We start from the raw sequence: 24,516 nt of genomic DNA, 5'->3' as shown, positions 1-24,516 counted from the left end.
GATGCTTAGCTATCCCGATATCGATCCGGTGCTGTTCTCCCTCGGCCCGCTGCAGATCCGCTGGTATGGCCTGATGTACCTGCTTGGCTTCACCGCCAGCTATTTCCTGGTCAAACGCCAGATCGCCGCCTTCTCCTTTACACAGCTTCGCGATCAGTTCGAAAACCTCAATGTCGTCCTGATCCTGTCGGTTATTGTCGGCGGCCGTCTCGGCTACGTGCTGTTTTACAATTTGCCCTATTACCTTGAACATCCATTGGAAATTCCGGCTACCTGGAGCGGCGGCATGTCCTTCCACGGCGCCGCCATCGGCCTGCTGGCTGGCGGCCTGCTGTTCTGCCGGTGGCAGCGCATCAACTTTCTGGCAACCGCCGACCTCTACGCCGCAACCGTCCCGATCGGTCTCGGTCTCGGCAGAATAGGCAATTTCATCAATGGCGAACTGTTTGGCAGGCCGACGACCCTGCCCTGGGGCATGGTCTTTCCCGGCGGCGGCCCGGTAACCCGGCACCCATCTCAACTCTATGAGGCGCTGCTGGAAGGCGTCGCCCTCTTTGCGCTACTCTGGCTAGTCAGGAAGCGCCCCTGGCAGAACCGGCGCTGGTGGCCGCACGGCTCGATCCTGTCCCTGTTCCTGGTCGGCTACGGCCTGGTTCGCTTCGGCGTCGAGTTCGTCAGACAGCCCGACCCACAGGTCGGCCTGGTCTTCTCCGTAGTTACCATGGGTCAGCTCCTCAGCGGTGTCATGGTCGCCGGCGGCCTCGGTCTCTGGCTCTGGGCCGCTGTCCGCCGTCGTCCGGATGTCACTGCACCTTGAACTTGCCGGACAATTTTTTCCCCGGTCGGAATTTCACCACGTTGTGCGCAGGGATCACAATCGTTCCACCGGTCTGAGGATTTCGCCCTTTCTGTTCGGACCGCTCGACCACCCTAAACGAACCGAACCCGGCCAGCGTCACCCGCTCTCCCCGTTCCATGGCCTTGGCCATGTGGGCCAGCACACTGTCAAGTGCTCGAGCGGCGGCAACTTTGGTCAGATCGGCTGACTCGGCAATTGTGGCTATCAATTCACGCTTGTTCATATATCCCCTTGTTGCTGGTACCTTCGTTCTCCGGCACGTATCGTCCGCGACGTCCGGCAAAACAGCGGCGGGCATGGCCGTTCGTTCGGCCTGACCTGAGCGCAGACGCGAGCAGTTCTGTCTCAACTCGGGGTATATGTACCGTATCGAAAAAGAAATACCATCGGGGCAATTACCGGTTCATCGTTGGGTATATTTACCAGGTCAGCCCACTAAGACGGGGGATATAATCGCCGTTTCGGGGAGATGGGGGATCGCCGGGAAGGCCTAAAAAAACAACTAAAAAAGGCTAAAACGACAGATGGGACCTTGAAAAATTCGGGATTTCGTTCAAGATCAAGGCGCGCAAGAAAATTTTACCGCTGGCATATACATGATATTACAAGGATAACATTTTATTGCGCAACGGTGAGATTGTGCGAAATGACAATTTTTCAAGGTTCCCAGATAATTGGTCGCCGCCCTGGCGCCGGCGCCGGTGGGAAGGTACCAAGCCCGTCTAATCAAGGGTCACATACCCGTTGCGAACCGCGTAATTAACAAGATCAACGCTGTTTTTCATATTGAATTTTTTCAGTAGATTGGAGCGATGATGATCGACTGTCCGGGGACTCAGGTTCAACAACTCCGCCACTGCCTTCGAGGTATGTCCCTCGACGACCAGTGACAGAATCTGCTTTTCCCGTTTCGTCAAATCACGAAACGGATTGTCCGCCTGTTTCCGGCAGGCACTGAGCAGATCTTCGGCAAAGTCCTCGGCAAGCTGCGGGGAGATATAGGTTCGTCCATCGCGAATCTTGGCAATCGCCGTCAGTAATTCCTTCTCCGAATCGCTCTTGATCAAATAACCGTCAGCACCGGCAGTCATCGATCGATAGAAGAACTGCTTCGTCTTGTGCATCGTCAGCATCAGGATTTTCAAGGCGGGGTAGCTCTCTTTGAGCTGCTCGGCCAGATCGATGCCGCTGATCTTCGGCATCGAGATATCGAGGATCAGCAAATCGGGCAACGCGTCGGCCAGTACGCCGAACAGCTCTTCTCCGTCACTGACTTCCCCGACAATGGTCAGGCTGTCGTCCTGGGAGATGATCTTTTTTATGCCGTGACGAATCAGAACATGGTCATCGGCAAGAACAATCGAATAACAGGATCGATCCGTATCCATTTACCGTCCTTTGGCTCGTTTTCGTGGCTTCACCCCGATCTGGGCACAGTCCTGCCGGAGCAGGCAGATATCACAGCAGGGGGCGACCGGTTTACAAATCTTCTGGCCAAAGGCCACCAACAGACGATTTACCTTCAGCCAATAATACTCCGGCAGTTTTTCCCGCAGGGCCATCTCCGTCTCATACGGTGTTCGGGTCTTCGTGTAGCCCCAGATGTTCATGATTCGATGAACGTGGGTGTCGACACAGATTGCCGGAATACCAAAGGCCACTGCCAGCACCAGGTTGGCCGTCTTGCGTCCGACTCCGGGCAGGCTGACCAACGCTTCAATGGTCTGCGGCACGAGGCCGTCAAACCGCTCGAGCAGCAAAGCCGCCGTCGCGACCAGGTGCCGGGCCTTGGTCTGGTAAAAGCCGACCGGATAGATCAACTCCCGGATCTCCGACTCCGCCAGGATTGCCAGACGGTGGACATCGGGCGCCCGGGCGAACAGTCGTGTCGAGGCGACGGCGGTGACTTCATCCTTGGTGCGCGAAGAGAGTATCGTCGCCACAAGGACCCTATACGGATCAGCGGTCTGCACCGCGATCAGGTCAACCACCGGGACACGGTACGCGGCAACTTCGCGTTCCAGTCTATCGAGAAACCGCTCCACCTGAACCGTTGCCGGCACGTCCCTTTCTCCCTGTCAATTATTCTTCGGGAGCAGTACCGATGTGCTGCCCCTCTGCCTGCTCATTATAACGAACAGATCATGATCGCCCACAGGTTTTCTCACCTGCCGGACAAAAGAAGGCGCCTTCGCGCTCTGGCGGCGAATGGACCGACTGTCGACGCCACTGAAAAGGTTCTGGCAGAGTCTCCACTCGTGCATTATTACTTGTCAAGAGACATGTCTTCGTGTCTTTTCCGTCAGTCCTGCGGAGGACGGGTTAAAACCTGTTCCAACGATGGGTTGAGAGGTGACGCTCAGCGCTGATTGGTTCTGACGCAGGGTACCCCTCGTGGAGGGCCGCGGGTCGGAGAACCAGGCCCGAAGGGTTGCGAACAAGACGTCCGCAGCCGGAGAGACGGCCGATCAGAATTTCCAGTGGCCCAGATGAATACCCGTCGCACATTGGTTTGGGATGTGCAGACCCGGTTCATTCCGGTCCCGCAACCGGTTGAAATTCATTTTCGCAGGAACGAAATCCATGGTGGCGCAACAGTTTTTGCCGCTGCCCGCCTCCCTCCAGGAATGCCGGGATCGCGGCTGGCAGGAAATCGATATTGTACTGGTCAGCGGCGACGCTTATGTCGACCACCCGTCATTCGGCCTGGCCGTTATCGGCAGATTGCTCGAACAGCACGGCTATCGGGTTGCCGTGCTCGCACAACCGACATACACCGACGACATAGACTTTCACCGGTTCGGTCGGCCTCGCCTGTTTTTCGGTATCAGTGCAGGCAATCTCGACTCCATTGTCGCCAACTATTCCGGCAACGGCAAAGTCCGCGATTTCGATGCCTTCTCCCCCGGCGGATCACCGTGGAGACCGGGTGAAAAGAGCAGAGAGAACCGGTGGCGGCCCGATCGGGCGGTCCTGATCTACACCAACCTCGCCAAGCGCGCTCACACCGGCATCCCGGTAATCATCGGCGGTGTCGAGGCCTCACTGCGGCGTTTCGTGCACTTCGATTATCAGCAAAATCGGCTGCGCGGTTCCCAACTCACCGACGCCAAGGCCGACCTGCTCATCTACGGCATGGCCGAAACCGCCGTCATCGAAGCGGCACACCGGATTGATGCCGGACAATCACTGGAGGGTATTCCCGGCAGTTGCCTGCGGGCCGACGATAGTCAACTGGAGCAAATCAGCAGCCGGGCCGCCGCTGCCGATCTCGCCATCGAGGTACTGCCGTCCTGGCAGCAAATCGGCAGCGATCCCTCCTGTTTCATGGCAGCGGAGAAAAGCATCGACCGGCATGCCCGAGCCGCTGATCGCACCGTGCTGCTGCAGCGGCAGCAGGCCGGCTGGCTGGTGCACTACCCACCTGCTCCACCGCTCAAGCCGGCCGAACTCGACCAGATCTACCAGCTCCCCTTCTCGCGCAAGCCCCATCCGCTCACGCCCGACATCCCCGCCTACGAAATGGTCAAGTCCTCAGTCACCATTGTCCGGGGCTGTTCCGGCAATTGCTCGTTCTGTGCCATCGCCCGTCACCAGGGGCCAATGGTGACCAGCAGAAGCATCGACTCGATCCTGAGTGAGATCCGGCTCCTTGCCGCCGGCGACGATTTTTCCGGAACCATCAGCGATCTCGGCGGTCCGACGGCCAATCTCTACGGCACCCGCTGCGCGATCGGCTCCTGCCGCCGGCACGACTGCCTGTTTCCGTCGGTCTGTAAACACCTGCTCATAGACGAGCAGCACTTTATCGAACTGCTCGAACGGGTGATGGACTGTGACGGGGTCGAGCACGCCTACATCTCCTCCGGACTTCGCCTCGAACTACTGCTCAAGACACCGAACCTTCTTGAAAGAATTATCCGCTACCATACCCCCGGCACGCTGAAGATAGCCCCGGAACACACCGACAAAGCCGTCCTGCAACTGATGCACAAGGAGGCGCCGGAGAACCTCGAACACTTCGTTACCGTGTTTCGTGCACTGTCCGCCAAATGGGGCAAAAAGCATGGGCTCACCCCCTATATCATCAGCGCTCATCCGGGCTGCGGCGAAACCGAAACCGTCAGGATGATCGACCAACTTCGGGAACTGGGGCTGGTGGTCACGAAATTCCAGGACTTCACCCCGACTCCGGGAACGCTGTCCACGGCAATGTATGTTACCGGCGTGCACCGCGATCATGGCACGCCGATTACCGTCGCGCGCGGCCAGGCGCAGCGAACCAGGCTCAGACTCCTGATCGAGCGGGCATTCCTGAGAAACAAGGCCGCGCCGGATCGCAAAAAACGACAGCAGTCTCGCGGTACCACTCAGCAGCGCACCAGGCAGACCAACAGACATAAGCGGTCTTCTTCTAGCCGTTGATCTCCAGGGGAGCTTCAAAAATTCGACATTTCGTTCAAGGTCGAGGCACGCAAGAAAATTTTACCGCAGGCATATTTTGATATTCCGAGGGTAAAATTTGATTGCGAAACGACGAGGTTGGGCGAAATGGCAATTTTTCAAGGTTCCCTCTCTATTCACCCGAGTTCGTCTGGCCCAAAGCTGACGGCTTGATCGATACACGATTCCGACAGGAGCAGCATCAGAAAGCGATCGAGTCCGAAGGCGATCCCGGCTGCAGTATCTATTGCCGTGAGATCGCGGAGAAAGGTTTCAGGCATCTTCCGCTGCTGTCCGTCCTGGTGTTCCAGGATAGCCAGTTCCTCGGCAAAGCGGGCGCGTTGCCGAACACCATCGGTGAGTTCACTGAAACCGTTAGCCAACTCCATGCCATTGATATAGAGCTCAAACCGTTCTGCGACCGACTCATCGTTTGGCTTCAACCTGGCCAGAGAGGCACAGACGGCCGGATAGTCGACAAGAAAGGCCGGTCCATACCGGCCGAGATACGGTTCGACATACTCGACAAGCAACTCGTCAAATCTATCGGTTGCCAAGGCCTGTTCCACCGTTTCCGGACAATGACGAGCAAACGCCTGAGCGACGCTGAGCCGCTCCCAGGGCGGGTCGACAGCCACCGTCCGCAAACAGGACCTGTCAAGCAACGATTGGAACCGGTCATCTGCGGCGAGATCATCGAGGACATAGCACACCAGTTCTTCGCAATCTCTCATCAGATCACAATAGTCGCTGTCCACTCGATACCATTCAAGCATCGTGAATTCAGTCAAATGGCGGCTTCCGCGTTCACCGGCGCGAAAGCAGGGACAGATCTGAAAAATTGTCCGGCACCCGCGGGCCAGCAGCCGCTTCATGAACTGTTCCGGAGACGGCTGCAGGAACCAGCCGTCACTGGCAACCGGAGAGATGTGCCGCTCCGGCAACAGCAGCGGGGCGCGAACAGGCGTATCGACCTCGAGGAACCCCTTCTCGTAAAAAAAACGGCGGATACTGCGGAAAAGGGCTGCACGGACGTGCAGCCCTTCGACGGTGAGCATTACCTACTCTTTGACGCGGGTAACATATTCTCCGGTGCGGGTGTCGATCTGGATCTTGTCCCCCTCCTCGACAAACGGCGGGACCTGCAGTTGGTAACCGGTCTCAACCACCACCGGTTTGGTGTCCGAGCCTGAGGTATCGCCGCGGGCCCAAGGATCGGCCTTGGTCACCAGGAGATTGACAAAGATCGGCAAACTGATGTCGATCGGGCGGGCGCCGAAAAACAGAACCTCGACTTCCATATTGTCGATCAGGTAATTGATGTTGTCACCCAGTTGTTCCTTTGTCAAAAACAACTGATCGTAATTGGCGGTATCCATGAAATGGTATTGATCATCCTGGTTGTACAGGTATTGCATGGTCCGCTCTTCAAGATCCGGCTTCTCGAACTTGTCGTTGGAGCGATAGGTGTTGGAAAATTGTGACCCGGTGATCATATTTCTCAGTTTGGTCCGATAGAGCGCCTGTCCCTTGCCGGGTTTGGCAAACTCAAAATCGACGACAATATACGGCTCGCCATCGATCTGGATTTTCAGCCCTTTTCGCAAATCAGATGCGGTATACATCTCAAGTCTCCATGAAAACTGCCGTCCACACGGGGTGGCAGCAATGATGAATGGGCGAAGCGTAAACATCCACCTCAAAATTTTAACCTTTCAATATACTCGCCCAAAAAGCAATTTGACAAGCATAAAAATCCGGTAAGCAGTGCCCATCGTTGCAACGACACCCTTGCCAACAGGATTGCATTTCCGAGCGGACCGTGGTTTTCTTGGAGAAGCACATCAATTATCCCGTTTTACAGAACGAACCGGATCGGTACTCACCGGCCATGATAAAAAAGATAGGAATCCTCTCAGATACGCACCGGACCAGCTGCGACCCGGCCTTTACCCTGGCCGTGATGACCGCCTTCCAGGGCTGCGACACCATCGCTCATGCCGGCGATGTAACCGACGCCAGGATTCTAGCCGCCTTTCACGGCAAACGGGTGTATGCCGTGCATGGAAACATGTGTACCCCGTCCACCCGCAGCCTGTTACCGGAATCGCTGAGCTTTTCCGTCGGCGGTTACCTGATTGCCCTGTGCCACGGGCACCGGGCAGACCATGACCGTGCGGGATATCTGCTCGGACGCTTTCCCGAGGCGGACGCTATTATCTTCGGTCATACTCACCAACCGGTGATCCAGAACTTCGGTTCGACCCTGCTCATCAATCCCGGCTCGTTCCGCAGTACCGGTCGTTACGGTAGTCCCGGCAATTATGCTCTCCTGACCATCACCGAAACAGGTCTGCACGCCGAGTTGCATGAACGTACGGTGGTGTCATGAAGACGCTCTGGACCCCGTGGCGCATGGAGCGTATCATCGCCGTGCAAGCCGGCGACAACAAAAAGAAAACGGTCTGCCCTTTCGAGCCGCCCGGCACCGCTCCCGACTCGAAAACAGATCTGCTGCTCTACCGCGCTGCCGACCGGCTTTGCCTACTCAATCGCTTTCCCTATGCAAACGGTCATCTCCTGATCGCCCCGATCCGGCATGTAGCCGATCTCGCCGATCTCAGTTCGGCGGAGCGCGCCGGCATGATGGAACTGGTCAACAGCGCAACCGGTATTCTGAAGCGCGTCCTCGACCCGGACGGGTTCAATATCGGCATCAATCTTGGCATCGACGCCGGCGCCGGGATACCCGAGCACCTGCATATTCACGTCGTACCGCGGTGGCGCGGCGATCATAACTACCTGACAGTGCTTGCCGAGACAAGAACCATTCCGGAACACATCGAAGCCACGTTCGATCGCTTACTGCCCCATTTTCGTAATCTCTCCGTCACCTGACACTATATATAGCCTGCTTATGAGTATGCCCGCCCGCATGACGCCGATGCTTCGGCAATACCTGGAAATCAAGGAGTCGTATCAGCAGGAGATCCTCTTCTACCGAATGGGGGATTTCTATGAGATGTTTTTTGAAGACGCCGAGATCGCATCAAAAATCCTTAATATCACCCTCACATCACGAAACAACAAGGCCGACACTGCCAAGGTCCCGATGTGCGGTGTACCCTATCATGCCGCCCAAAACTACATCGCCAAGCTTGTCCAAGCCGGTCGCCGCGTTGCCATCTGCGAGCAGACCGAAGATCCGGCCGAAGCGAAAGGAATCGTCAAGCGCGAGGTGGTGCGGGTGATTTCACCCGGAGTCATTGTCGACGAGCAGTTACTACCGGAAAACGAACATTGCTTTCTCGCCGCTATCTGTCGGCCCGGGGACGCCCCCGAGCAGTGGGGCGTCAGCTTTCTCGATATCAGTACCGGCAGCTTCTACACCGGCGACTTCATCGATCACGGTGATGCCCCGGACGTCGTCCTCGACCAGCTCAGTCGTATGGCACCCGCCGAGATCCTGGTCGACAGCAAGCAGCATCGACACCTGGAAAAACTGCTCGATGATGCCCAACTGCTCCTGCCGAACCTCTGCGTTACCCGGCGGGAAAATGCAGCGCTTGCCATTGAGGACGCCCGACAGATCCTGCTCGACCATTTTCAGGTTCTCAATCTGGACGGTTTTGGCTGTGCCGCAATGAAACTGGGCATCGTTGCGGCAGCAGCACTCCTCGATTATGTCGGCGATACCCAGAAAACCGATCTCTCGCACCTGAAGAAACTGATCCCCCTCGAAACCGATTCGATTTTACTGATCGACGGCGCCTCACGCAGAAACCTGGAGCTGACCCAGACGATCATCGGCAACCGTCGGGACGGATCGCTGCTGGCAGTACTCGATCGGACCTGCACGCCGATGGGTGCCCGGTTGCTCCGGCAATTCCTGCTCAACCCATTGCAGGATAAGGGGAGGATCAATCGGCGGCTGGAGGCCGTCTCCTTTTTCTTCTACCATCCAAACCTTCGCAAGCAGCTGCGCGATCTGCTGACCAGCGTCTATGACATTGAAAGGCTCAACAGCCGAATGGTCCTCGGCCATGCCAATGGTCGTGACGCCATCGCTCTGAAGACGTCACTGGCATGCCTGCCTGACCTGCAGGATCTTCTCAACAAGTGCGAGGCGCCTCGCATGCGCGATATCGCGGAGCACTTCGACGCCTGCCAGGACCTGCACGACACCCTGCAAACGGCAATAGCCGATGATCCACCGCTGACCCTGCGCGACGGCAATCTGATCAAAGCCGGATTTCACACGGAACTCGACGAGTTGGTCTCCCTGCTCCGGGACGGAAAAGCGTTGATTCTCAGTTTGGAAAACAAGGAACGCGAAGCAACCGGCATCGGCAAACTCAAAGTCGGCTACAACAAAGTGTTCGGCTACTTTATCGAGATCAGCAAAGCCAATCTCGACAAGGTACCGCCGACCTATATCCGCAAGCAGACCCTGGTGAACGCCGAGCGTTTCATCACGCCGGAATTGAAAGAATTCGAAAATCGTGTTCTCAGCGCCCAGGACCGCCGTCTGGAACTGGAATATCAGCTGTTCTGTGCGATCAGAGAAGAAATCGCCTCTCACTCGGCCCGCCTGACGGGCGTCGCCCACGCCCTGGCCCTGCTCGATGTCTTCACTTGCCTGGCAGAGATCGCCGGTCGCTATCACTATGTCAAGCCGGAAGTGACTACCGACCAGCGCATCGTCATCAACGAAGGCCGTCATCCGATCATCGAGCGAGCCCTGCCAACCGGGAAATTCGTGCCGAACGATATCGCTCTTGATCAGACCGACAATCAGCTGCTGATCATCACCGGGCCGAACATGGCAGGTAAATCGACCATTCTCCGGCAAACCGCCCTGATCGTCTTGCTTGCCCAGATGGGTAGCTTCGTGCCTGCGGAAAGCGCGACGATCGGCATCGTCGATCGAATCTTCACCAGGGTCGGAGCGATGGATGACCTGCGTCGCGGACAATCCACCTTTATGGTCGAAATGAGTGAAACCGCAAATATTCTCAACAACGCGACCCCCCGCAGCTTGGTCATTCTCGACGAGATCGGCCGCGGCACGAGCACCTATGACGGATTGGCCATCGCCTGGTCGGTCGCTGAGGCGTTGCTCGACAAAGATGGAGCCGGGGTCAAGACCCTGTTTGCCACCCATTATCACGAACTGACCGATCTGGCCCGCACCCGGGCCAGAGCCCAGAACCTGTCGGTGGCGGTGAAGGAATGGAACGACAGTATCATTTTTCTGCACAAACTCGTCACCGGCGGTACCAGTCGCAGCTATGGCATCCAGGTAGCCGCTCTCGCCGGTGTTCCCGCCGCAGTGGTTGACCGCGCCGGACAGATCCTGAAGAGTATTGATCGCGGTGATTTCGATTACCAGAGAAACGTACCCGACAGCACCACTCCACCGGGCAAGCACTCGCGTCACCACAGGCCGAGCCAGTTGTCCCTCTTCGATCCTCCCGTCCACCCTGTCGTTGAAAAACTCGAGAAAATCGACGTCGACGAACTCAGTCCGCGCCAGGCCTTGGACCTGCTGTATCAACTCAGCGAGCAACTGAACCGCCATCGTGGTTCGGATAAATCGTGAACGACCTGAAAACAGTCTCTTTTTTTTTGCCTTCTCAGCCGGTAACCGTTATATAGAGGATACAGTCGAGAAAGATCTCAGGCACCGCAACGCTGTGACCGGGATCATCCCCCGGCATCCCATCCGGCTTTTTGAACGGCCCAGGTAATGATCTGTCGTCCGCATATCCCACATTTCCTTTTGGCCCTTCTGCTGCTGTTGCTTGTAATGCCGGCAGCGCCCGCAGCTGCCACCTCTGACGCTTATACCCCCCAATCCGACCTGGAGACACATTATCAACAAGCCAAATTCTTCTTCAATCAGCTCAAGACCACCTCAACGCTTGGCGTCTCCCGCGACAATTGGCTGAAAGGCGCCGGTAATTTTCGCCGCATCTACCTTGCCGAACCTAAGTCGGATCTGGCACCGGCCTGCCTGTTGATGCTCGGCAGGCTCTATTCCGATATGTACCGGGCCTTCGGCAAAGGGATCGACTTGGGAGAGGCGATCTCCTATTATCGCGATGTAGATGCCTTGTTTCCCGGCAATCGGTTGGCCGACGACGCCTTGTTCGCCGTCGGTCTGCTGTTGCTCGAAGACGTCCAGGATCCACAACGAGCCGCAAAATCGTTTGGTCGGATTGTCACCGATTATCCGGAAGGTGACATGCGCAGTGCGGCGGAAACCAAACTCAAAGAGCTCTCCCAGAAATACGACATCCCACTGCCGCGGATCATGGTTGGTGATCCGCAACTCATGAACCTGACCAACGTACTGCCGGTCAAGTACTGGTCGTCGGACGACTATACCCGTGTCGTCATCAACACCTCCGGACCGGTCACCTATCGTGAAGAGTTACTCGAACGCGTCGGCAACCAACCGCGGCGGCTCTACATCGACTTCCAGGAAAGCTATATCGAACCACGTTTTCGCGCCCCGGTGCCCATCGAGGACGGTCTGCTCAAACGTATTCGCACCGGGCAGTTCAGCCCCGATACGGTACGGGTCGTGCTGGATATCGAATCCATTTCCAGCTACAAGATCTTCAGTCTGCCCAGCCCCTTTCGTGTTGTCATCGATGTCCGCGGACAGAACAAGACCACTACTACGGACCGGCGGTTAGGCTCATCCGGCCCCGCCTCACCACCGGCGCCGACGCCTCCCACACCGACCGGACGACGTCGGGATCGTGATGCCGACGCAGAGACTCGGCAACCATCTCTGGTCCAGCAACGCGACAACCAGGTGAGAACATCAATCGAACCGGCGGAAAATAAGACCGAGCAGTCTTTGGTCGTTTTACGGGAGCGTAAGAAAACCGGCCTTAGCCAATCTTCCAGTAGCGACAGGGTCGTTCCGCAAACGACATCACTACCGGCACCGGAGGGACGTCGTGCGCCACTGTCTCTGGCTCAGCAACTCGGCCTGGGTGTCCGAACCATCGTCCTGGATCCCGGACATGGCGGCAAGGATCCCGGTGCCATCGCCTACGGGATGAAAGAAAAAGACATTGTACTGCACGTGGCGAAACGTTTGGCTGATGAACTGCGCCGTACTCTCGGTGTCACGGTTATTCTAACCCGGGAAGACGATGTCTTTCTGCCGCTTGAAGAACGAACGGCAATTGCCAACACGAGCGGTGCCGATCTCTTCGTCTCACTCCATATCAATGCCCACCCGTCGCCGCAGATCAAAGGATTTGAGACCTATTTCCTGAATCTCAGCACCAACGACGAAGCAATGCGTGTTGCCGCCAGAGAAAATGCCACCTCTACCCATCAGATGAGTGATCTGCAAGACATCCTGCTCGACATCATGCGGAATTCGAAAATCAACGAGTCGTCCCGTCTCGCCCGGCAAGTCCACGGTTCGATGGCCGGCGCGCTGACCGCCCCCCCGTTCATCCTAAAAGATATGGGTGTCAAGCAGGCGCCATTCTATGTCCTGATCGGCGCTGAAATGCCGGCCATCTTGATTGAACTGGCTTTTATCAGTAATCCTGACGATGCACGTCTGCTCTCGGATGCGACCTTCATAGACGAACTGGCCGGCACCATTTCTATCGGTATCAGATCCTACATCCACGCAACAACAGCTCAGCTCTAAAAAAAAAGGGACGGGCCCCGCCAGGGGTCCGTCCCTTTTTTTGTTCTGCGGTACGAGCAGCTATCTGGTACTGGCTGCCTTGATCCGGGACAATGCCCTTTGCAGAGCGGCTTCCGCCCGGGTCACATTTATTGATTCATCGTGCGAGGCAGCCTGGGCGAGTCGCTTCTCAGCGCGCTCCTTGGCCTTCATGGCACGATCCACATCAATCTGGTGACCAAATTCCGCACTCTCTACCAGAAAGGTGATTTTATTGTTGGATACTTCGCAAAAACCGCCGCTGATCATCAAAAACTCGCGTTTTTTGCCGATTTCGTATGACAAAATACCGATTTTGATGGTGGAGAGGAACGGAGCATGGTTGGCCAGGACACCGAAGTCACCTCCATACCCCGGGGCATTGACAATGTCGACCTCTTCGTTGACCACTGCGCCGGTGGGAGTAACCACCTCCAATGCTATCTGCTGTGCCATCTCATCTCCCTCTGATCTTCAGTGACAATACCCTTACTTCGCTGCCTTCTCGCGAGCTTCCTCAATGGTGCCAACCATATAGAAAGCAGTCTCGGGGAGATCATCGTGTTTGCCTTCGAGGATTTCCTTGAACCCCTTGACCGTGTCTTCAACCTTGACGAACTTGCCGGCCATGCCGGTAAAAACCTCGGCGACATGGAACGGTTGCGACAGAAAACGTTGAATCTTACGAGCCCGGGTAACGGTGACTTGATCCTCCTCGGAAAGCTCGTCCATGCCGAGAATAGCAATAATATCCTGAAGATCTTTGTACTTCTGCAAGCTTACCTGAACACCGCGGGCAGCCAGGTAGTGCTCCTCGCCGATAACGTTCGGATCGAGGATCCTCGACGTTGAATCGAGCGGATCAACGGCCGGGTAGATGCCGAGCTCGGCAATCTGACGGGAGAGAACAACAGTACCGTCAAGATGGGCAAAAGTTGTCGCCGGAGCCGGGTCGGTCAAGTCGTCTGCGGGTACGTAGACACACTGAACAGCGGTGATGGAGCCCTTCGTCGTCGATGTGATGCGCTCCTGTAGTGCACCAAGGTCTGTGGCCAGGGTCGGCTGATAACCAACGGCCGACGGGATACGGCCGAGCAGGGCGGACACCTCGGAACCGGCCTGGGTGAACCGGAAGATATTATCGACGAAGAACAACACGTCCTGGCCTTCCTCGTCACGGAAATACTCGGCCGCCGTCAGGCCGGTCAGCCCGACCCGGGCGCGGGCACCGGGCGGTTCCGTCATCTGGCCGTAGATCAGAGCGGCTTTCGGCAGAACACCGGAGTCCTTCATCTCGTGGTAGAGATCGTTTCCTTCACGAGTACGCTCACCGACACCACAGAATACGGAAATACCGCCGTGGTGCATGGCAATGTTATTGACCATCTCCATCATGATAACGGTCTTGCCGCAACCGGCGCCGCCGAACAACCCCATCTTGCCACCGAGCGGGAACGGTACCAGCAAGTCGATGACCTTGATACCGGTCACCAGAACGCGGACTTCGGTGTCCTGCTCGGTAAAGCTCGGAGCCGGACGATGGATCGGCATGGTCTTGTCGGACGTAATCGGTCCCAATCCGTCGACGGGGCGACCGACTACGTTCATGATCCGGCCAAGCGACGGTTCCCCGACCGGGATAGTGATCGGCGAACCGGTGTCCCGTGCCTCCATGCCACGCACCAGACCGTCGGTCTGATCCATCGCGATGCAGCGGCAGACATTGTCGCCCAAATGCAGGGCCACCTCGATAACCAGATTGTCGGGTTCATCGGAAATAGCCGGGTTGCTGACCATCAGCGCACTCATGATATTGGGCAGATTACCCGCCTCAAACTCCACATCGACTACAGGTCCAATGACCTGTAATACCTTTCCTATTCTCTGCTCACTCATCGGGCCTAACCCCTCCTATAAGTTTGAGATTATCCTGAAATTTATGACATATTATTTAAGGGCTTCGGCACCGCCAACGATATCCATCAGCTCTGCAGTGATTGCAGCCTGGCGAGCCTTGTTATACAAAATGGTCAGCTTGGAAATGATATCTTTACAGGCGTTGGTCGCATTATCCATCGCGGTCATTCGGGCCGCGTGCTCGCTGGCGCCGACCTCGAGCATGGCATGATAGATCATGACATTGAGATACAACGGCTGCAGCACATCCATGATCTCTTCGACCGACGGCTCGTAAATGTATTCCCCGGAGATCTTGGCTGCGGTTGATTCACCTTCGGTCGCCTCACTCGGCTGCACCGGTAGGAAATCATGGCCGGTCGGTCGCTGAACCGCCACGGAGCGGAACTCGCTGAAAATGATTTCGACCTTGTCCGACCCGCCAGCAAGAAAATTCTGCGACACCTCGGTGGCTATCTCTCGGGCATTGAACATCTGGAAGGTGCCCATAATGTCCCGGTAAACCTTGCGAACCTTCTCTGTCTTCTTCAGATATTGGAATCCCTTTTTCCCGACACAGACAAAACTGACCGGCTTGCCCTGGGCCTCGTACTCCCGCATGGTGCGCTCGGCCAGTTTTCCGATATTTGAATTGAAAGAGCCGCACAGTCCGCGATCCGAGGTGACGACCACCAACTCGACCGTCTTCACGTCGCGTTTTTCCATCAGCGGGAAGTTGCCGCCACTACTGGATCGACTGGACAGGTTGGACATGGCTTCGTTGAACTTGGCGGTATAGGGGCGGAACGCCTCCATCTTATCCTGGGCGCCCCGTAATCTGGCGGACGCCACCATGTTCATCGCCTTGGTGATCTGTGCTGTCTTTTTGACACCACCAATCTTCGTTTTGACATCTTTTAAGCTCGGCATAACTGGACCTTCCCTAAATTAGTTAAGACCTTTTGTTGCCTTGAAAGTATCACCGAAGCTCGCCAGCACCTTATCGAGTTTTTCCTTGATGGCGTCGGTAAATTCCTTCTGCTCTTTAAGATCGCTGAAGATCGACGGTTCGTTCGATTCGATGTAATTATACAGCTCATTCTCGTAATCCGCGAGGGTGTCCACCGGCAGTTTGTCCAGGTAGCCTTTGGTTCCGGCATAGAGAATGGTGACTTGCTTTTCCATCGGCAGCGGTTGATACTGCGGCTGTTTGAGAATCTCGACCAATCGCTCGCCGCGGGTCAACTGGGCCTGGGTCTTGGCATCGAGATCGGAACCGAACGCGGCAAAGGCGGCGAGTTCACGATACTGGGCCAGATCAAGGCGCAGGGTTCCGGCTACCTGCTTCATCGCTTTCACCTGAGCGGCGCCACCGACACGCGAAACCGAGAGACCGACATTGATCGCAGGACGGACACCGGAAAAGAACAAGTTCGGTTCCAGGTAGACCTGGCCGTCGGTGATCGAAATAACGTTGGTCGGAATGAAGGCGGAAACATCGCCGGCCTGGGTCTCGATAATCGGCAGAGCGGTCAATGATCCGGCACCGAGTTCGTCGTTGACCTTGGAAGCTCGTTCGAGCAGACGGGAGTGGTTGAAGAAAATATCGCCGGGGAATGCCTCACGGCCGGGTGGGCGGCGCAGCAGCAGCGACAGCTCACGGTAGGAGACAGCCTGCTTGGAGAGATCGTCGTAGATGATCAAGGCGTGCTGACCGTTGTCCCGAAAATATTCACCCATCGAGCAGCCGGCGAACGGGGCAATGTACTGCATCGGCGCCGGATCGGAGGCACAGGCGGAGACAACGGTGGTATACTCCATGGCACCGTGCTTACGCAGCGCCTCGACGACCAGGGCAACCGTTGATTTCTTCTGGCCGACGGCAACATAGATGCAATGAACGTCGGTTTCCTTCTGGGCGATGATCGCATCGACACAGAGCGCCGTCTTACCGATCTGCCGGTCGCCGATGACCAACTCGCGCTGCCCCCGTCCGACCGGGGTCATTGCATCGACGGCCTTGGCTCCGGTGTACATCGGCTCATGGACACCCTTCCGGGCGATAACGCCGGGGGCGATGACCTCAATCTTTGAAAAGTTCTTTGCATTGATCGGGCCCTGTCCATCGATGGGCTGGCCAATACCGTCAACTACGCGACCCTCCATCTCCGGACCGACGGGAACCTGGGCGATACGTCCGGTCCGCTTGACGATATCCCCTTCCTTGATCGCATTGACGCTACCGAGGACAGCACAACCGACGTTATCTTCTTCGAGGTTCAGGGCCAGCCCCATGATGCCGCCGGGGAACTCGAGGAGCTCCATGGCCATGCAATTCTGGACACCGTAGACACGGGCGATACCGTCACCGACGGAGATGACCGTTCCGGTTTCGTCAAGGTCCACCTTGGTCTGGAACTCACCAATCTGGTCTTTGATAATCTGGCTGATTTCTTCGGCTTTGATCTGCATCTATTCTCTCCCCTTGATGGAATCTTTTAAACTTGCAAGCTGTGTCCTGATGCTTCCATCCAGAACCACGTCCCCTACCTTGGCCACAATACCGCCGATAATCGAGGGGTCGACCGAAGCAGTCAGCTCAACCTTCTTGCCAGTTAATTTCTCTAACGTATCTTGAATTTTCTCTCTTAATTCCGTAGTGAGTTCTATGGCCGAAACAACCATGCCATGACTGATGTTCTTGTCTTCATCAACCATGACCTGAAACGACTCGGCGATCTCGGGTATGATCACTGCCCGTTTTTTCTGGACCAGCAGGGTGAGGAAATTACCGGTGACCGTATCGGCTCCGATTGCCTTGATGATCGCGGTCATCGCTTTTTCCCTGACATCAAGAGGATACAGGGGATTGGTCAAGGCGTCTTCCACCTCCGGGGTCGTTGCAAAAAGCTCGGCTATTCCCTGGAGCGCTTCATTATAGGCCTCATACTTGCCGTCTTCCTTGCCGATGGCAAACAACGCCTTGGCGTACCGTTTCGCGAGAATTGTCTGTTTCACTGTACGGCCCCTACCTTATTGAGATAATTTTCGATGATCTGAACCTGATCCTCGGGCTTCAGATTCTTTACAATCAGCTCTTCAGCCATTGCAGCAGCCTGTTCGGTAATCTCGTTTTGCAAGCTCCGACGTGCCTCGACAATCTCGTTATGGATGGCCAGTTCCGATTGACGTTGGAGATCACCGACGGCTTTTTCGGCCTTCTCGATGATCTTTGCCTTTTCGATTTCGGCCTGGGCTACCGCCCGGGCGACGATGGTATCAATATCCTTTTCCACCGAAGCCAGCTTCGCCTCGAATTCCCGGTATTGCCGCTCCGCTTCGTCACGACGGCGCTCGAGATCCTGCAACTCTTCCCTGATTCGCTTCTGCCGACCGCCAAGAGCGCCCGCAATCGGCTTGGCGCCGAATTTGACCAGCAGGAACATCAGCACGGCGAAGTTGATCACGCGCCAGAACAAATCCCACAGTTTTTCCGACGAAAGGCTACCCCCCTCGCCATGGCCGCCGCTTGCGGCGAGTACGATTCCCGGAAGCAGCAAGAAAAGGAGCGCCGCGGCCACGCCGCAGAGAGGCGCCATCTTACACTGTCGGGCGGTATTGATCATCGTTTTCATGGTTAGATCGCCCTCCCCAGAATTTTGCTCGCCATTTCCGTCGCAAACCCTTGCAGATTGGCCTGCAGACCACTGCGAGCCGTGTCAATCTGGGCAGTGATCTCAGCCATCTGTTTTTCCTTGTACGAATCGACCTCCGCCTTGATCGAAGCCAATTTCTCATCTCCAGCAGCCTGTGCCTCCGCCCGGGCGGCGTCGAGAGCCGCCTTTGCCTTGCCTGAAGCTTTGGCCATCTTGGCGTCCACTTCCTGCTGCCTGAGTCGCGCATTCTTGTCGAACTTGGCGATGTCGGATTGCATTCCGAGCATCTTCTCGGCCCGCTCTTTGAGGATCTTCTTGATCGGCTTGTACAGCACCCCATTGAGCAGAAACATCAGGATTACCACGTTGATCATTTGGAACAACAACGTTTTGTCGATGGTGACCATGTTACTTTGCTCCCGCTTTGCAGTAGTATAAACAAGCATTCCCGAAGGAATGAATCCGAACTCATTCGGCCTGCACAACTCTTGTCAATGGTACCCGTTTTGAAAATGAATGGCCATTCACAATAGCAAAAAACCTTTACTGCATATCCTACTCCATGTCAACTACTTTATCTGTGCTTAGTTCCGCGTCTCCACAGTCATTTTTTCTCTTTGCCCGAACCGGCAGGAGTGTTTGTCACAGCGGAGAAGAACATCGCCGATCAGCGGCCGGCACGACCACGCCGAACTGTCAGGCCTGATCAGCGAGCAACATCTCGACTATCCCCGGAACAGCCCCGATCGCGTCGCTTATCTTGTCGGCCATCGGCCCGCCGGCCTGAGCCATATCCGGCCGACCGCCTCCTTTACCGCCGACCATCTGCGCGACACGATTGACCAGTTCGCCGGCCTTGATCCTGCCGGTCAGATCTTTGGAAACCAGGGCGATCAACGCCGCCTTCCCGTCGATAACCCCACCGAGGACAGCAACTCCGGAACCAAGCCGATCACGGACGCGATCACCGACCTCGCGCAGGGTTTTCGCATTGTCCAGTGTGATCTGGGCGGCAACGACGCTCACCCCGGCAACCGTCACACCACTGTCGAAAACGGAATCGAGATCGGAACTGGCCAGCTGTGTCGACAGGAGCGCCACCTGCTTCTCAAGCTTCTTCTGTTGCTCAAGGACATGGTCGAGCTTATCGACCAATTCTTCGCCGACGGTATTGAGCCGTCGGCATAACGCCGCTTCCCGCCGCGCCAACGACTGGACCAGTTCCAGCGCAGCACGTCCGGTAACTGCCTCGATACGGCGCACTCCGGCGGCAATACCGGTTTCGGCGACGATCTTGAAAAGGCCGATGGCGCCGGTCGCAGGCACATGGGTACCACCGCACAATTCTTTGCTGATGGCATCGATCTGCACCAGGCGCACCGTTTCGCCATATTTCTCACCAAACAATGCAATGGCGCCTTCATCGAAGGCCTCGGCCCGGCTCATCGTTTTCGTGCCGACCTGCCGATTGGCACGAATCTGCTGGTTGACCAGTGCCTCGACCGCCTCGATCTCCGCATCGGTCAGCGCCGAAAAATGGGTGAAGTCAAAACGCAGACGGTCGGGCGTTACCAGCGATCCGGCCTGTTTCACATGGTCTCCGAGCGTCCGGCGGAGTGCTGCATGCAGAAGATGCGTGGCGCTGTGATTAGCTTCAGTATCGTGCCGGACTGCCTCGGATACGGCCATCTCGACCTCAGCACCCAAACTCAGGGTGCCTTCGGCCACCAGCACGTGGTGCAAGATCACTCCGTCCGCCTCGGTCCGTACCGTCTCGACCGTTGCCCGACCGGCGGGCCAGATAACCGCACCGACATCACCGACCTGGCCGCCCGACTCGGCATAGAACGGGGTGGCCTCGACAAACAACCGGCCCCGCCCGCCCGCAGCCAACTCCGCAACCTGCTGCCCCGCTTCATCGAGCAGGGCCTGCACGGTGGTCGTCGTCTGCAACGCCTGATAGCCGATAAAGCTGCAGCGGGTCCCGGATTCAATCAGTTGTTTCACCCCGGCGTCCTTGACCTGAACCCCTTCACCCTTCCGCGATGCCCGCGATTGCCGCCGCTGCCGTTCCATAGCGGCCTGAAATCCGTTTTCATCAAAGGAGATCTGCCGCTCCAGGGAAATATCACGCACGATATCGACCGGGAAACCGAAGGTATCGTAGAGCTTGAAAATAAACTCGCCATCGATCCGCGGCGTACCGCTCTGCCGCTGACGGGCGATCTCCTCATCGAGCATGGCCAGGCCGTGTTCAAGCGTCTCACTAAAGCGGGCTTCTTCGTTGTTCACCACTTTTTCAAGCAACTCCAACGTATCACGGAGACGCGGGTAGGCCCCGATCATCGAATCGACCACCGCCGAGCAGGCGGCGAACATGAACGGGGAACCGAGGCCGAGATTCCTGCCGAAGCGGATCGCCCGGCGCATCACCCGGCGCAGCACATAACCGCGCCCTTCGTTGGACGGCAGCACCCCGTCGGCGACGAGAAAAGATGTCGCCCGAGCATGGTCGGCGATGACCCGCATCGCCGTATCATCGGAGCGATCCGCGCCGTAGCGGCGACCGGACAGCTGCTCCAGTCGAGAAATCACCGGGGTGAACAGGTCCGAATCGTAGTTATTGAACTTGCCCTGCAGAACCGCAGCCACCCGCTCCAGACCCATACCGGTGTCGATGCTCGGTTTCGGCAGCGGTTCCAGAGAGCCGTCTTCAATGCGATTGAACTGCATGAATACCAGGTTCCACAACTCGAGAAAACGGTCGCAATCGCAGCCGACGGCACATTCCTCCCGGCCGCAGCCGGCCTCGATACCCTGGTCGATGTGGATTTCCGAACACGGCCCGCACGGGCCGGTGTCACCCATTGCCCAGAAATTATCCTTTTCATCGAGCCGCACGATCCGGCCGGACGGCAGCCCCTCCACCTGCTCCCACAGGGAGAAGGCCTCATCGTCGTCCTGAAAAACCGACACCCACAGTTTATCTTTCGGCAGACCAAGTTCTTCGGTCAGGAATTCCCAGGCATAGGCAATGGCCTGCTCCTTGAAGTAATCACCAAAGGAGAAATTGCCAAGCATCTCGAAAAAGGTGTGGTGCCGGGCAGTATAACCGACATTCTCCAGATCGTTATGTTTGCCGCCGGCACGCATACAACACTGGCTGGTAACGGCGCGGACATAATCCCGTTTCTCCTCGCCCATGAATACCGTCTTGAACTGGACCATCCCGGCATTGGTAAAGAGCAGGGTCGGATCGTTCTGGGGCACGAGCGAAGAACTCTCGACGACGGTGTGCCCGTTTTTCTTGAAATATTCCAGAAATCTGGCACGTATTTCATTTCCTGTCATATGCATTTCCCGTTGTCTTGTTAGCCGGCGTCGGACTTTCGCCGTCTTCCCGTTACCGGTCATTCGAACCGCTCGAACCAGTGGAAAAGATACCCCATCGCCGGTTACGTCATTTCAGTTGTTCGCCCAAAAGTACAAGAAATAGCGCATTAGTAAACTATTTTGTCTCCGGTTGCCGACGCCGACGGCGAGAAAAATCGCTTCTCTTGCCAGCAATCCCGAATAATTCTTCTGTCAACGGCCATCTGGCGGACCCATACCCCTTGAATCAGCAGACCGGCCGCTTTATCTTGAAGCTATGAAACCTTTACAGCAAGCAAGATGGTTAGGCACCTGCCTGCTGCTTTTTCTCGCCGCTCTGGCGGTGATCGGCGGCCGCGCTCTGGCAGTGCAGGACCCGGCCGAAGCCGGAAAAGCTTTTGTGCTGACCGTTGACGATGCGATCGGCCCGGCCACCCGCGACCATATCCTGCGCGGCCTGGCCCGAGCGGAAAAAGAGGATGCCGGTCTGCTGGTGCTGCGCCTCAATACTCCCGGCGGACTCGATGCCTCGATGCGTGATATCATTCGGGCCATCCTGGCTGCCGAGGTACCGGTGGCCACCTGGGTAGCCCCGGCCGGTTCGCGGGCGGCAAGCGCCGGAACCTATATCCTCTACGCCAGCCATATCGCAGCGATGGCCCCTTCGACAAACTTGGGATCGGCGACCCCGGTGCAGATCGGCGGCGGGCAGGACAAACCTTCCCTTCTTGAACGGGCGCGGGATGCCTGGAACAAGGTAAAAGACCGCGAAGAGGCCGAAGATGGACAGGACGACTCATCAGGGCAGGAGGCCGCACCGGAACAACCGGCAGGAGATGCCATGAGCCGCAAGGTCATCAACGATGCGGTCGCCTACATCAAAGGGTTGGCCGAGCGGCATGGCCGCAACGGTGACTGGGCGGAACGGGCGGTACGAGAAGCCGTCAGCCTGACCGCCAGCGAAGCGCTGGCGGAAAACGTCATTGACGTGATAGCCGGAGACCTGGAGGAACTGTTGACCGCCATCGACGGCCGCCAGGTGCAGATGGAATCGGGCTCGCACCGCCTGTCGACCGCCGGCCTGACACCGATCGAGATACAGACCGACTGGCGTACCGACCTGCTGGCCATTATCACCAACCCGACCCTGGCCTATATGCTGTTGATGGTCGGTATCTACGGGTTAATTCTCGAGGGCTACAATCCGGGTGCACTGGTACCCGGCGTTATCGGCGGCATCTGCCTGCTGCTGGCCCTCTATTCCTTCCAGATCCTGCCGGTCAACTACGCCGGTCTGGCACTTATCGTGCTTGGATTAGCCCTGATCGCGGTGGAACTCTTCATGCCATCATTTGGCATCCTCGGAATCGGGGGCATCATCGCCATGATCTTCGGTTCAATCATCCTGTTCGATACAGATGTCCCCGATTTTCGGATCAACACCGGCCTGATCGCCGGCATGGCCGTCAGCTCCGCAGCCATCTTCGGCATCATCGTCTGGCATGCCGCCCGCACCATCGCCAAACCCCGAAGAAGCAGCGGCCGGGAAGCAATGATCGGCCTGCAGGCCGAAGCGGTTGACGATTTCACCGACGGTCTTGGTCGAGTCCATGTCCAGGGCGAAGACTGGTCGGCCCGTGCCGAGCGACCGGTTAGTGCCGGTGAGACGGTGCGCATCACCGGCATGGAGCCGCAGGGATTCGTACTGACCGTTACGCCTGAGCCGGCGTCAACCACCGGCCGCCACCGGTAAACCAGTAACCAGGAGAAAAACCATGGGTATCGATTTACTGCAATTCACGTCGATAATAGTCGTCCTGCTGATTCTCTTGATCGCCTACACGATCAAAATCCTGCGTGAATACGAACGTGGCGTCATCTTTACCCTCGGCCGCTTCGACAAGGTCAAGGGACCCGGATTGATCATCGTCATCCCGTTCATCCAGCAGATAGTGCGGGTCGATCTGCGTACGGTGGTCATGGACGTGCCGACCCAGGACGTCATCTCCTACGACAATGTATCGGTCAAGGTCAACGCGGTGGTCTATTACCGGGTCATCGACCCGGAAAAAGCGATCATCGCCGTCGAGCGCTTTATGGACGCAACCAGCCAGCTGGCCCAGACCACACTGCGCTCCGTGCTCGGCAAACATGAACTCGACGAGATGCTGTCCGAGAGAGACAAACTCAACGAGGATATCCAGCAGATCCTCGACCGCCAGACGGACGGGTGGGGCGTCAAGGTGACCAATGTCGAGATCAAGCATGTCGACCTGGACGAGTCGATGATTCGCGCCATCGCCAAGCAGGCCGAGGCCGAACGGCAACGGCGCGCCAAGGTGATCCACGCCGAGGGCGAGCAGCAGGCGGCGCAGAAATTGGTAGAGGCGGCCCAGAAACTGGCCGAGAGCGAAAACGCCATCCAGCTTCGTTATCTGCAGACCCTGGGCGAGATTGCCGGTGAGAAGAACTCGACCATCATCTTTCCGGTACCCATCGACACCATCAAGGGGATGCTCGGGAAACAACCGTGAGGCCGGCCGCTACCGGGGCTGACGCAACAAGCCGGCAATCACCCGAAGCAA

At 57.0% G+C, this 24,516-nt stretch carries 21 protein-coding genes; 8 read left to right on the top strand and 13 right to left on the bottom strand.

The features are described 5' to 3' along the window. Window position 1: 1 nt before the first annotated feature. Window positions 2–817 (top strand): prolipoprotein diacylglyceryl transferase, encoded by an 816-nt coding sequence (lgt, locus tag BUC26_RS07050; RefSeq protein WP_073374694.1) that lies wholly within the window; start codon window positions 2–4, stop codon window positions 815–817. Here the strand turns inward: lgt and BUC26_RS07045 are convergent. From BUC26_RS07045 to BUC26_RS07035, 3 genes are all read right to left on the bottom strand, one after another. After that, window positions 804–1,082: an HU family DNA-binding protein gene (locus tag BUC26_RS07045; RefSeq protein WP_073374692.1), complete on the bottom strand. Its 279-nt coding sequence runs from the start codon at window positions 1,080–1,082 to the stop codon at window positions 804–806. The two genes, lgt and BUC26_RS07045, sit on opposite strands and share 14 nt — an antisense overlap. Window positions 1,083–1,581: 499 nt before the next feature. Next, window positions 1,582–2,247: a response regulator gene (locus BUC26_RS07040; protein ID WP_073374690.1), complete on the bottom strand. Its 666-nt coding sequence runs from the start codon at window positions 2,245–2,247 to the stop codon at window positions 1,582–1,584. Continuing rightward, window positions 2,248–2,922 (bottom strand): endonuclease III domain-containing protein, encoded by a 675-nt coding sequence (locus BUC26_RS07035; RefSeq protein WP_073374687.1) that lies wholly within the window; start codon window positions 2,920–2,922, stop codon window positions 2,248–2,250. Window positions 2,923–3,442: 520 nt separating this feature from the next. Here BUC26_RS07035 and BUC26_RS07030 point away from each other — a divergent pair. Beyond that, window positions 3,443–5,284 carry a YgiQ family radical SAM protein gene (locus BUC26_RS07030; protein WP_073374685.1) on the top strand — a complete coding sequence of 614 codons (1,842 nt, stop codon included), beginning with the start codon at window positions 3,443–3,445 and terminating at the stop codon, window positions 5,282–5,284. A gap of 155 nt (window positions 5,285–5,439) precedes the next feature. Here BUC26_RS07030 and epmA read toward each other — a convergent pair whose 3' ends face one another. Continuing rightward, the gene (gene epmA / locus BUC26_RS07025) at window positions 5,440–6,360 is read right to left on the bottom strand and encodes an EF-P lysine aminoacylase EpmA (RefSeq protein ID WP_073374683.1); all 921 of its coding nucleotides are present in this window, start codon (window positions 6,358–6,360) and stop codon (window positions 5,440–5,442) included. Window positions 6,361–6,363: 3 nt separating this feature from the next. Continuing rightward, a complete protein-coding gene (gene efp / locus BUC26_RS07020; protein ID WP_073374682.1) occupies window positions 6,364–6,927 on the bottom strand; it encodes an elongation factor P in 564 nt (187 codons plus the stop codon). A 266-nt stretch (window positions 6,928–7,193) separates the two neighbouring features. On the opposite strand from efp, the gene BUC26_RS07015 reads away from it, so the two are divergent. The 4 genes from BUC26_RS07015 (at window position 7,194) to BUC26_RS07000 (ending at window position 12,989) form a co-directional block, all read left to right on the top strand. Then, window positions 7,194–7,694 carry a metallophosphoesterase family protein gene (locus BUC26_RS07015; RefSeq protein WP_073374781.1) on the top strand — a complete coding sequence of 167 codons (501 nt, stop codon included), beginning with the start codon at window positions 7,194–7,196 and terminating at the stop codon, window positions 7,692–7,694. Then, on the top strand, window positions 7,691–8,200 hold the full coding sequence (locus BUC26_RS07010; protein ID WP_073374680.1) for an HIT family protein: 510 nt from the start codon (window positions 7,691–7,693) through the stop codon (window positions 8,198–8,200). Before BUC26_RS07015 ends, BUC26_RS07010 begins: the two co-directional genes overlap by 4 nt. Window positions 8,201–8,237: 37 nt before the next feature. Continuing rightward, the gene (mutS, locus tag BUC26_RS07005; RefSeq protein WP_244155800.1) at window positions 8,238–10,904 is read left to right on the top strand and encodes a DNA mismatch repair protein MutS; all 2,667 of its coding nucleotides are present in this window, start codon (window positions 8,238–8,240) and stop codon (window positions 10,902–10,904) included. 207 nt (window positions 10,905–11,111) lie between these two features. Continuing rightward, window positions 11,112–12,989 (top strand): N-acetylmuramoyl-L-alanine amidase, encoded by a 1,878-nt coding sequence (locus BUC26_RS07000; RefSeq protein ID WP_161949810.1) that lies wholly within the window; start codon window positions 11,112–11,114, stop codon window positions 12,987–12,989. A 60-nt stretch (window positions 12,990–13,049) separates the two neighbouring features. Here BUC26_RS07000 and BUC26_RS06995 read toward each other — a convergent pair whose 3' ends face one another. The 8 genes from BUC26_RS06995 to alaS all read right to left on the bottom strand — a co-directional run bounded on the left by BUC26_RS06995 (window position 13,050) and on the right by alaS (window position 21,910). Continuing rightward, window positions 13,050–13,463, bottom strand: coding sequence for a F0F1 ATP synthase subunit epsilon (locus tag BUC26_RS06995; RefSeq protein WP_073374674.1), 414 nt, complete (start codon window positions 13,461–13,463; stop codon window positions 13,050–13,052). Window positions 13,464–13,496: 33 nt separating this feature from the next. Beyond that, window positions 13,497–14,903: a F0F1 ATP synthase subunit beta gene (gene atpD, locus BUC26_RS06990; RefSeq protein ID WP_073374672.1), complete on the bottom strand. Its 1,407-nt coding sequence runs from the start codon at window positions 14,901–14,903 to the stop codon at window positions 13,497–13,499. Window positions 14,904–14,954: 51 nt separating this feature from the next. Next, window positions 14,955–15,833, bottom strand: coding sequence for an ATP synthase F1 subunit gamma (gene atpG / locus BUC26_RS06985; protein ID WP_073374670.1), 879 nt, complete (start codon window positions 15,831–15,833; stop codon window positions 14,955–14,957). An 18-nt stretch (window positions 15,834–15,851) separates the two neighbouring features. After that, window positions 15,852–17,375 (bottom strand): F0F1 ATP synthase subunit alpha, encoded by a 1,524-nt coding sequence (gene atpA / locus BUC26_RS06980; protein ID WP_073374669.1) that lies wholly within the window; start codon window positions 17,373–17,375, stop codon window positions 15,852–15,854. Next, window positions 17,376–17,921 (bottom strand): ATP synthase F1 subunit delta, encoded by a 546-nt coding sequence (locus tag BUC26_RS06975; protein ID WP_073374667.1) that lies wholly within the window; start codon window positions 17,919–17,921, stop codon window positions 17,376–17,378. It lies immediately after the preceding gene. Beyond that, on the bottom strand, window positions 17,918–18,538 hold the full coding sequence (locus BUC26_RS06970) for a F0F1 ATP synthase subunit B family protein (protein WP_084540511.1): 621 nt from the start codon (window positions 18,536–18,538) through the stop codon (window positions 17,918–17,920). The genes BUC26_RS06975 and BUC26_RS06970 overlap by 4 nt, the downstream gene beginning before the upstream one ends. Before the next feature lie 2 nt (window positions 18,539–18,540). Beyond that, window positions 18,541–18,966 carry an ATP synthase F0 subunit B gene (locus BUC26_RS06965; protein WP_073374665.1) on the bottom strand — a complete coding sequence of 142 codons (426 nt, stop codon included), beginning with the start codon at window positions 18,964–18,966 and terminating at the stop codon, window positions 18,541–18,543. A 289-nt stretch (window positions 18,967–19,255) separates the two neighbouring features. Then, complete coding sequence (gene alaS, locus BUC26_RS06960; RefSeq protein ID WP_073374663.1) at window positions 19,256–21,910, bottom strand: alanine--tRNA ligase; 2,655 nt, start codon at window positions 21,908–21,910, stop codon at window positions 19,256–19,258. Between the two features lie 298 nt (window positions 21,911–22,208). Between alaS and BUC26_RS06955 the strand changes: the two genes are divergently transcribed. Beyond that, window positions 22,209–23,684, top strand: coding sequence for an NfeD family protein (locus tag BUC26_RS06955; RefSeq protein WP_073374661.1), 1,476 nt, complete (start codon window positions 22,209–22,211; stop codon window positions 23,682–23,684). Window positions 23,685–23,706: 22 nt separating this feature from the next. After that, window positions 23,707–24,465: a slipin family protein gene (locus BUC26_RS06950; protein WP_073374659.1), complete on the top strand. Its 759-nt coding sequence runs from the start codon at window positions 23,707–23,709 to the stop codon at window positions 24,463–24,465. Window positions 24,466–24,516: the final 51 nt, after the last annotated feature.

It is taken from the genome of Desulfofustis glycolicus DSM 9705, from assembly GCF_900130015.1.
GTDB classification, from domain to species: domain Bacteria; phylum Desulfobacterota; class Desulfobulbia; order Desulfobulbales; family Desulfocapsaceae; genus Desulfofustis; species Desulfofustis glycolicus.
The sequence above is the reverse complement of the archived record's forward strand: the minus strand, read 5'-3'. Positions and strand labels throughout refer to the sequence as shown.

Excerpts from the sequence above, each read along its gene's own strand:
- atpD (WP_073374672.1), bottom strand. The coding sequence starts at position 14,903 with ATGAGTGAGCAGAGAATAGGAAAGGTATTACAGGTCATTGGACCTGTA.
- atpG (WP_073374670.1), bottom strand. The coding sequence starts at position 15,833 with ATGCCGAGCTTAAAAGATGTCAAAACGAAGATTGGTGGTGTCAAAAAG.
- BUC26_RS07015 (WP_073374781.1), top strand. The coding sequence starts at position 7,194 with ATGATAAAAAAGATAGGAATCCTCTCAGATACGCACCGGACCAGCTGC.
- BUC26_RS07030 (WP_073374685.1), top strand. The coding sequence starts at position 3,443 with ATGGTGGCGCAACAGTTTTTGCCGCTGCCCGCCTCCCTCCAGGAATGC.
- atpA (WP_073374669.1), bottom strand. The coding sequence starts at position 17,375 with ATGCAGATCAAAGCCGAAGAAATCAGCCAGATTATCAAAGACCAGATT.
- BUC26_RS07000 (WP_161949810.1), top strand. The coding sequence starts at position 11,112 with ATGCCGGCAGCGCCCGCAGCTGCCACCTCTGACGCTTATACCCCCCAA.
- efp (WP_073374682.1), bottom strand. The coding sequence starts at position 6,927 with ATGTATACCGCATCTGATTTGCGAAAAGGGCTGAAAATCCAGATCGAT.
- BUC26_RS07045 (WP_073374692.1), bottom strand. The coding sequence starts at position 1,082 with ATGAACAAGCGTGAATTGATAGCCACAATTGCCGAGTCAGCCGATCTG.
- BUC26_RS07040 (WP_073374690.1), bottom strand. The coding sequence starts at position 2,247 with ATGGATACGGATCGATCCTGTTATTCGATTGTTCTTGCCGATGACCAT.
- epmA (WP_073374683.1), bottom strand. The coding sequence starts at position 6,360 with ATGCTCACCGTCGAAGGGCTGCACGTCCGTGCAGCCCTTTTCCGCAGT.
- lgt (WP_073374694.1), top strand. The coding sequence starts at position 2 with ATGCTTAGCTATCCCGATATCGATCCGGTGCTGTTCTCCCTCGGCCCG.
- BUC26_RS06950 (WP_073374659.1), top strand. The coding sequence starts at position 23,707 with ATGGGTATCGATTTACTGCAATTCACGTCGATAATAGTCGTCCTGCTG.
- BUC26_RS06955 (WP_073374661.1), top strand. The coding sequence starts at position 22,209 with ATGAAACCTTTACAGCAAGCAAGATGGTTAGGCACCTGCCTGCTGCTT.
- alaS (WP_073374663.1), bottom strand. The coding sequence starts at position 21,910 with ATGACAGGAAATGAAATACGTGCCAGATTTCTGGAATATTTCAAGAAA.
- mutS (WP_244155800.1), top strand. The coding sequence starts at position 8,238 with ATGACGCCGATGCTTCGGCAATACCTGGAAATCAAGGAGTCGTATCAG.
- BUC26_RS06965 (WP_073374665.1), bottom strand. The coding sequence starts at position 18,966 with ATGGTCACCATCGACAAAACGTTGTTGTTCCAAATGATCAACGTGGTA.
- BUC26_RS07010 (WP_073374680.1), top strand. The coding sequence starts at position 7,691 with ATGAAGACGCTCTGGACCCCGTGGCGCATGGAGCGTATCATCGCCGTG.
- BUC26_RS06970 (WP_084540511.1), bottom strand. The coding sequence starts at position 18,538 with ATGAAAACGATGATCAATACCGCCCGACAGTGTAAGATGGCGCCTCTC.
- BUC26_RS06995 (WP_073374674.1), bottom strand. The coding sequence starts at position 13,463 with ATGGCACAGCAGATAGCATTGGAGGTGGTTACTCCCACCGGCGCAGTG.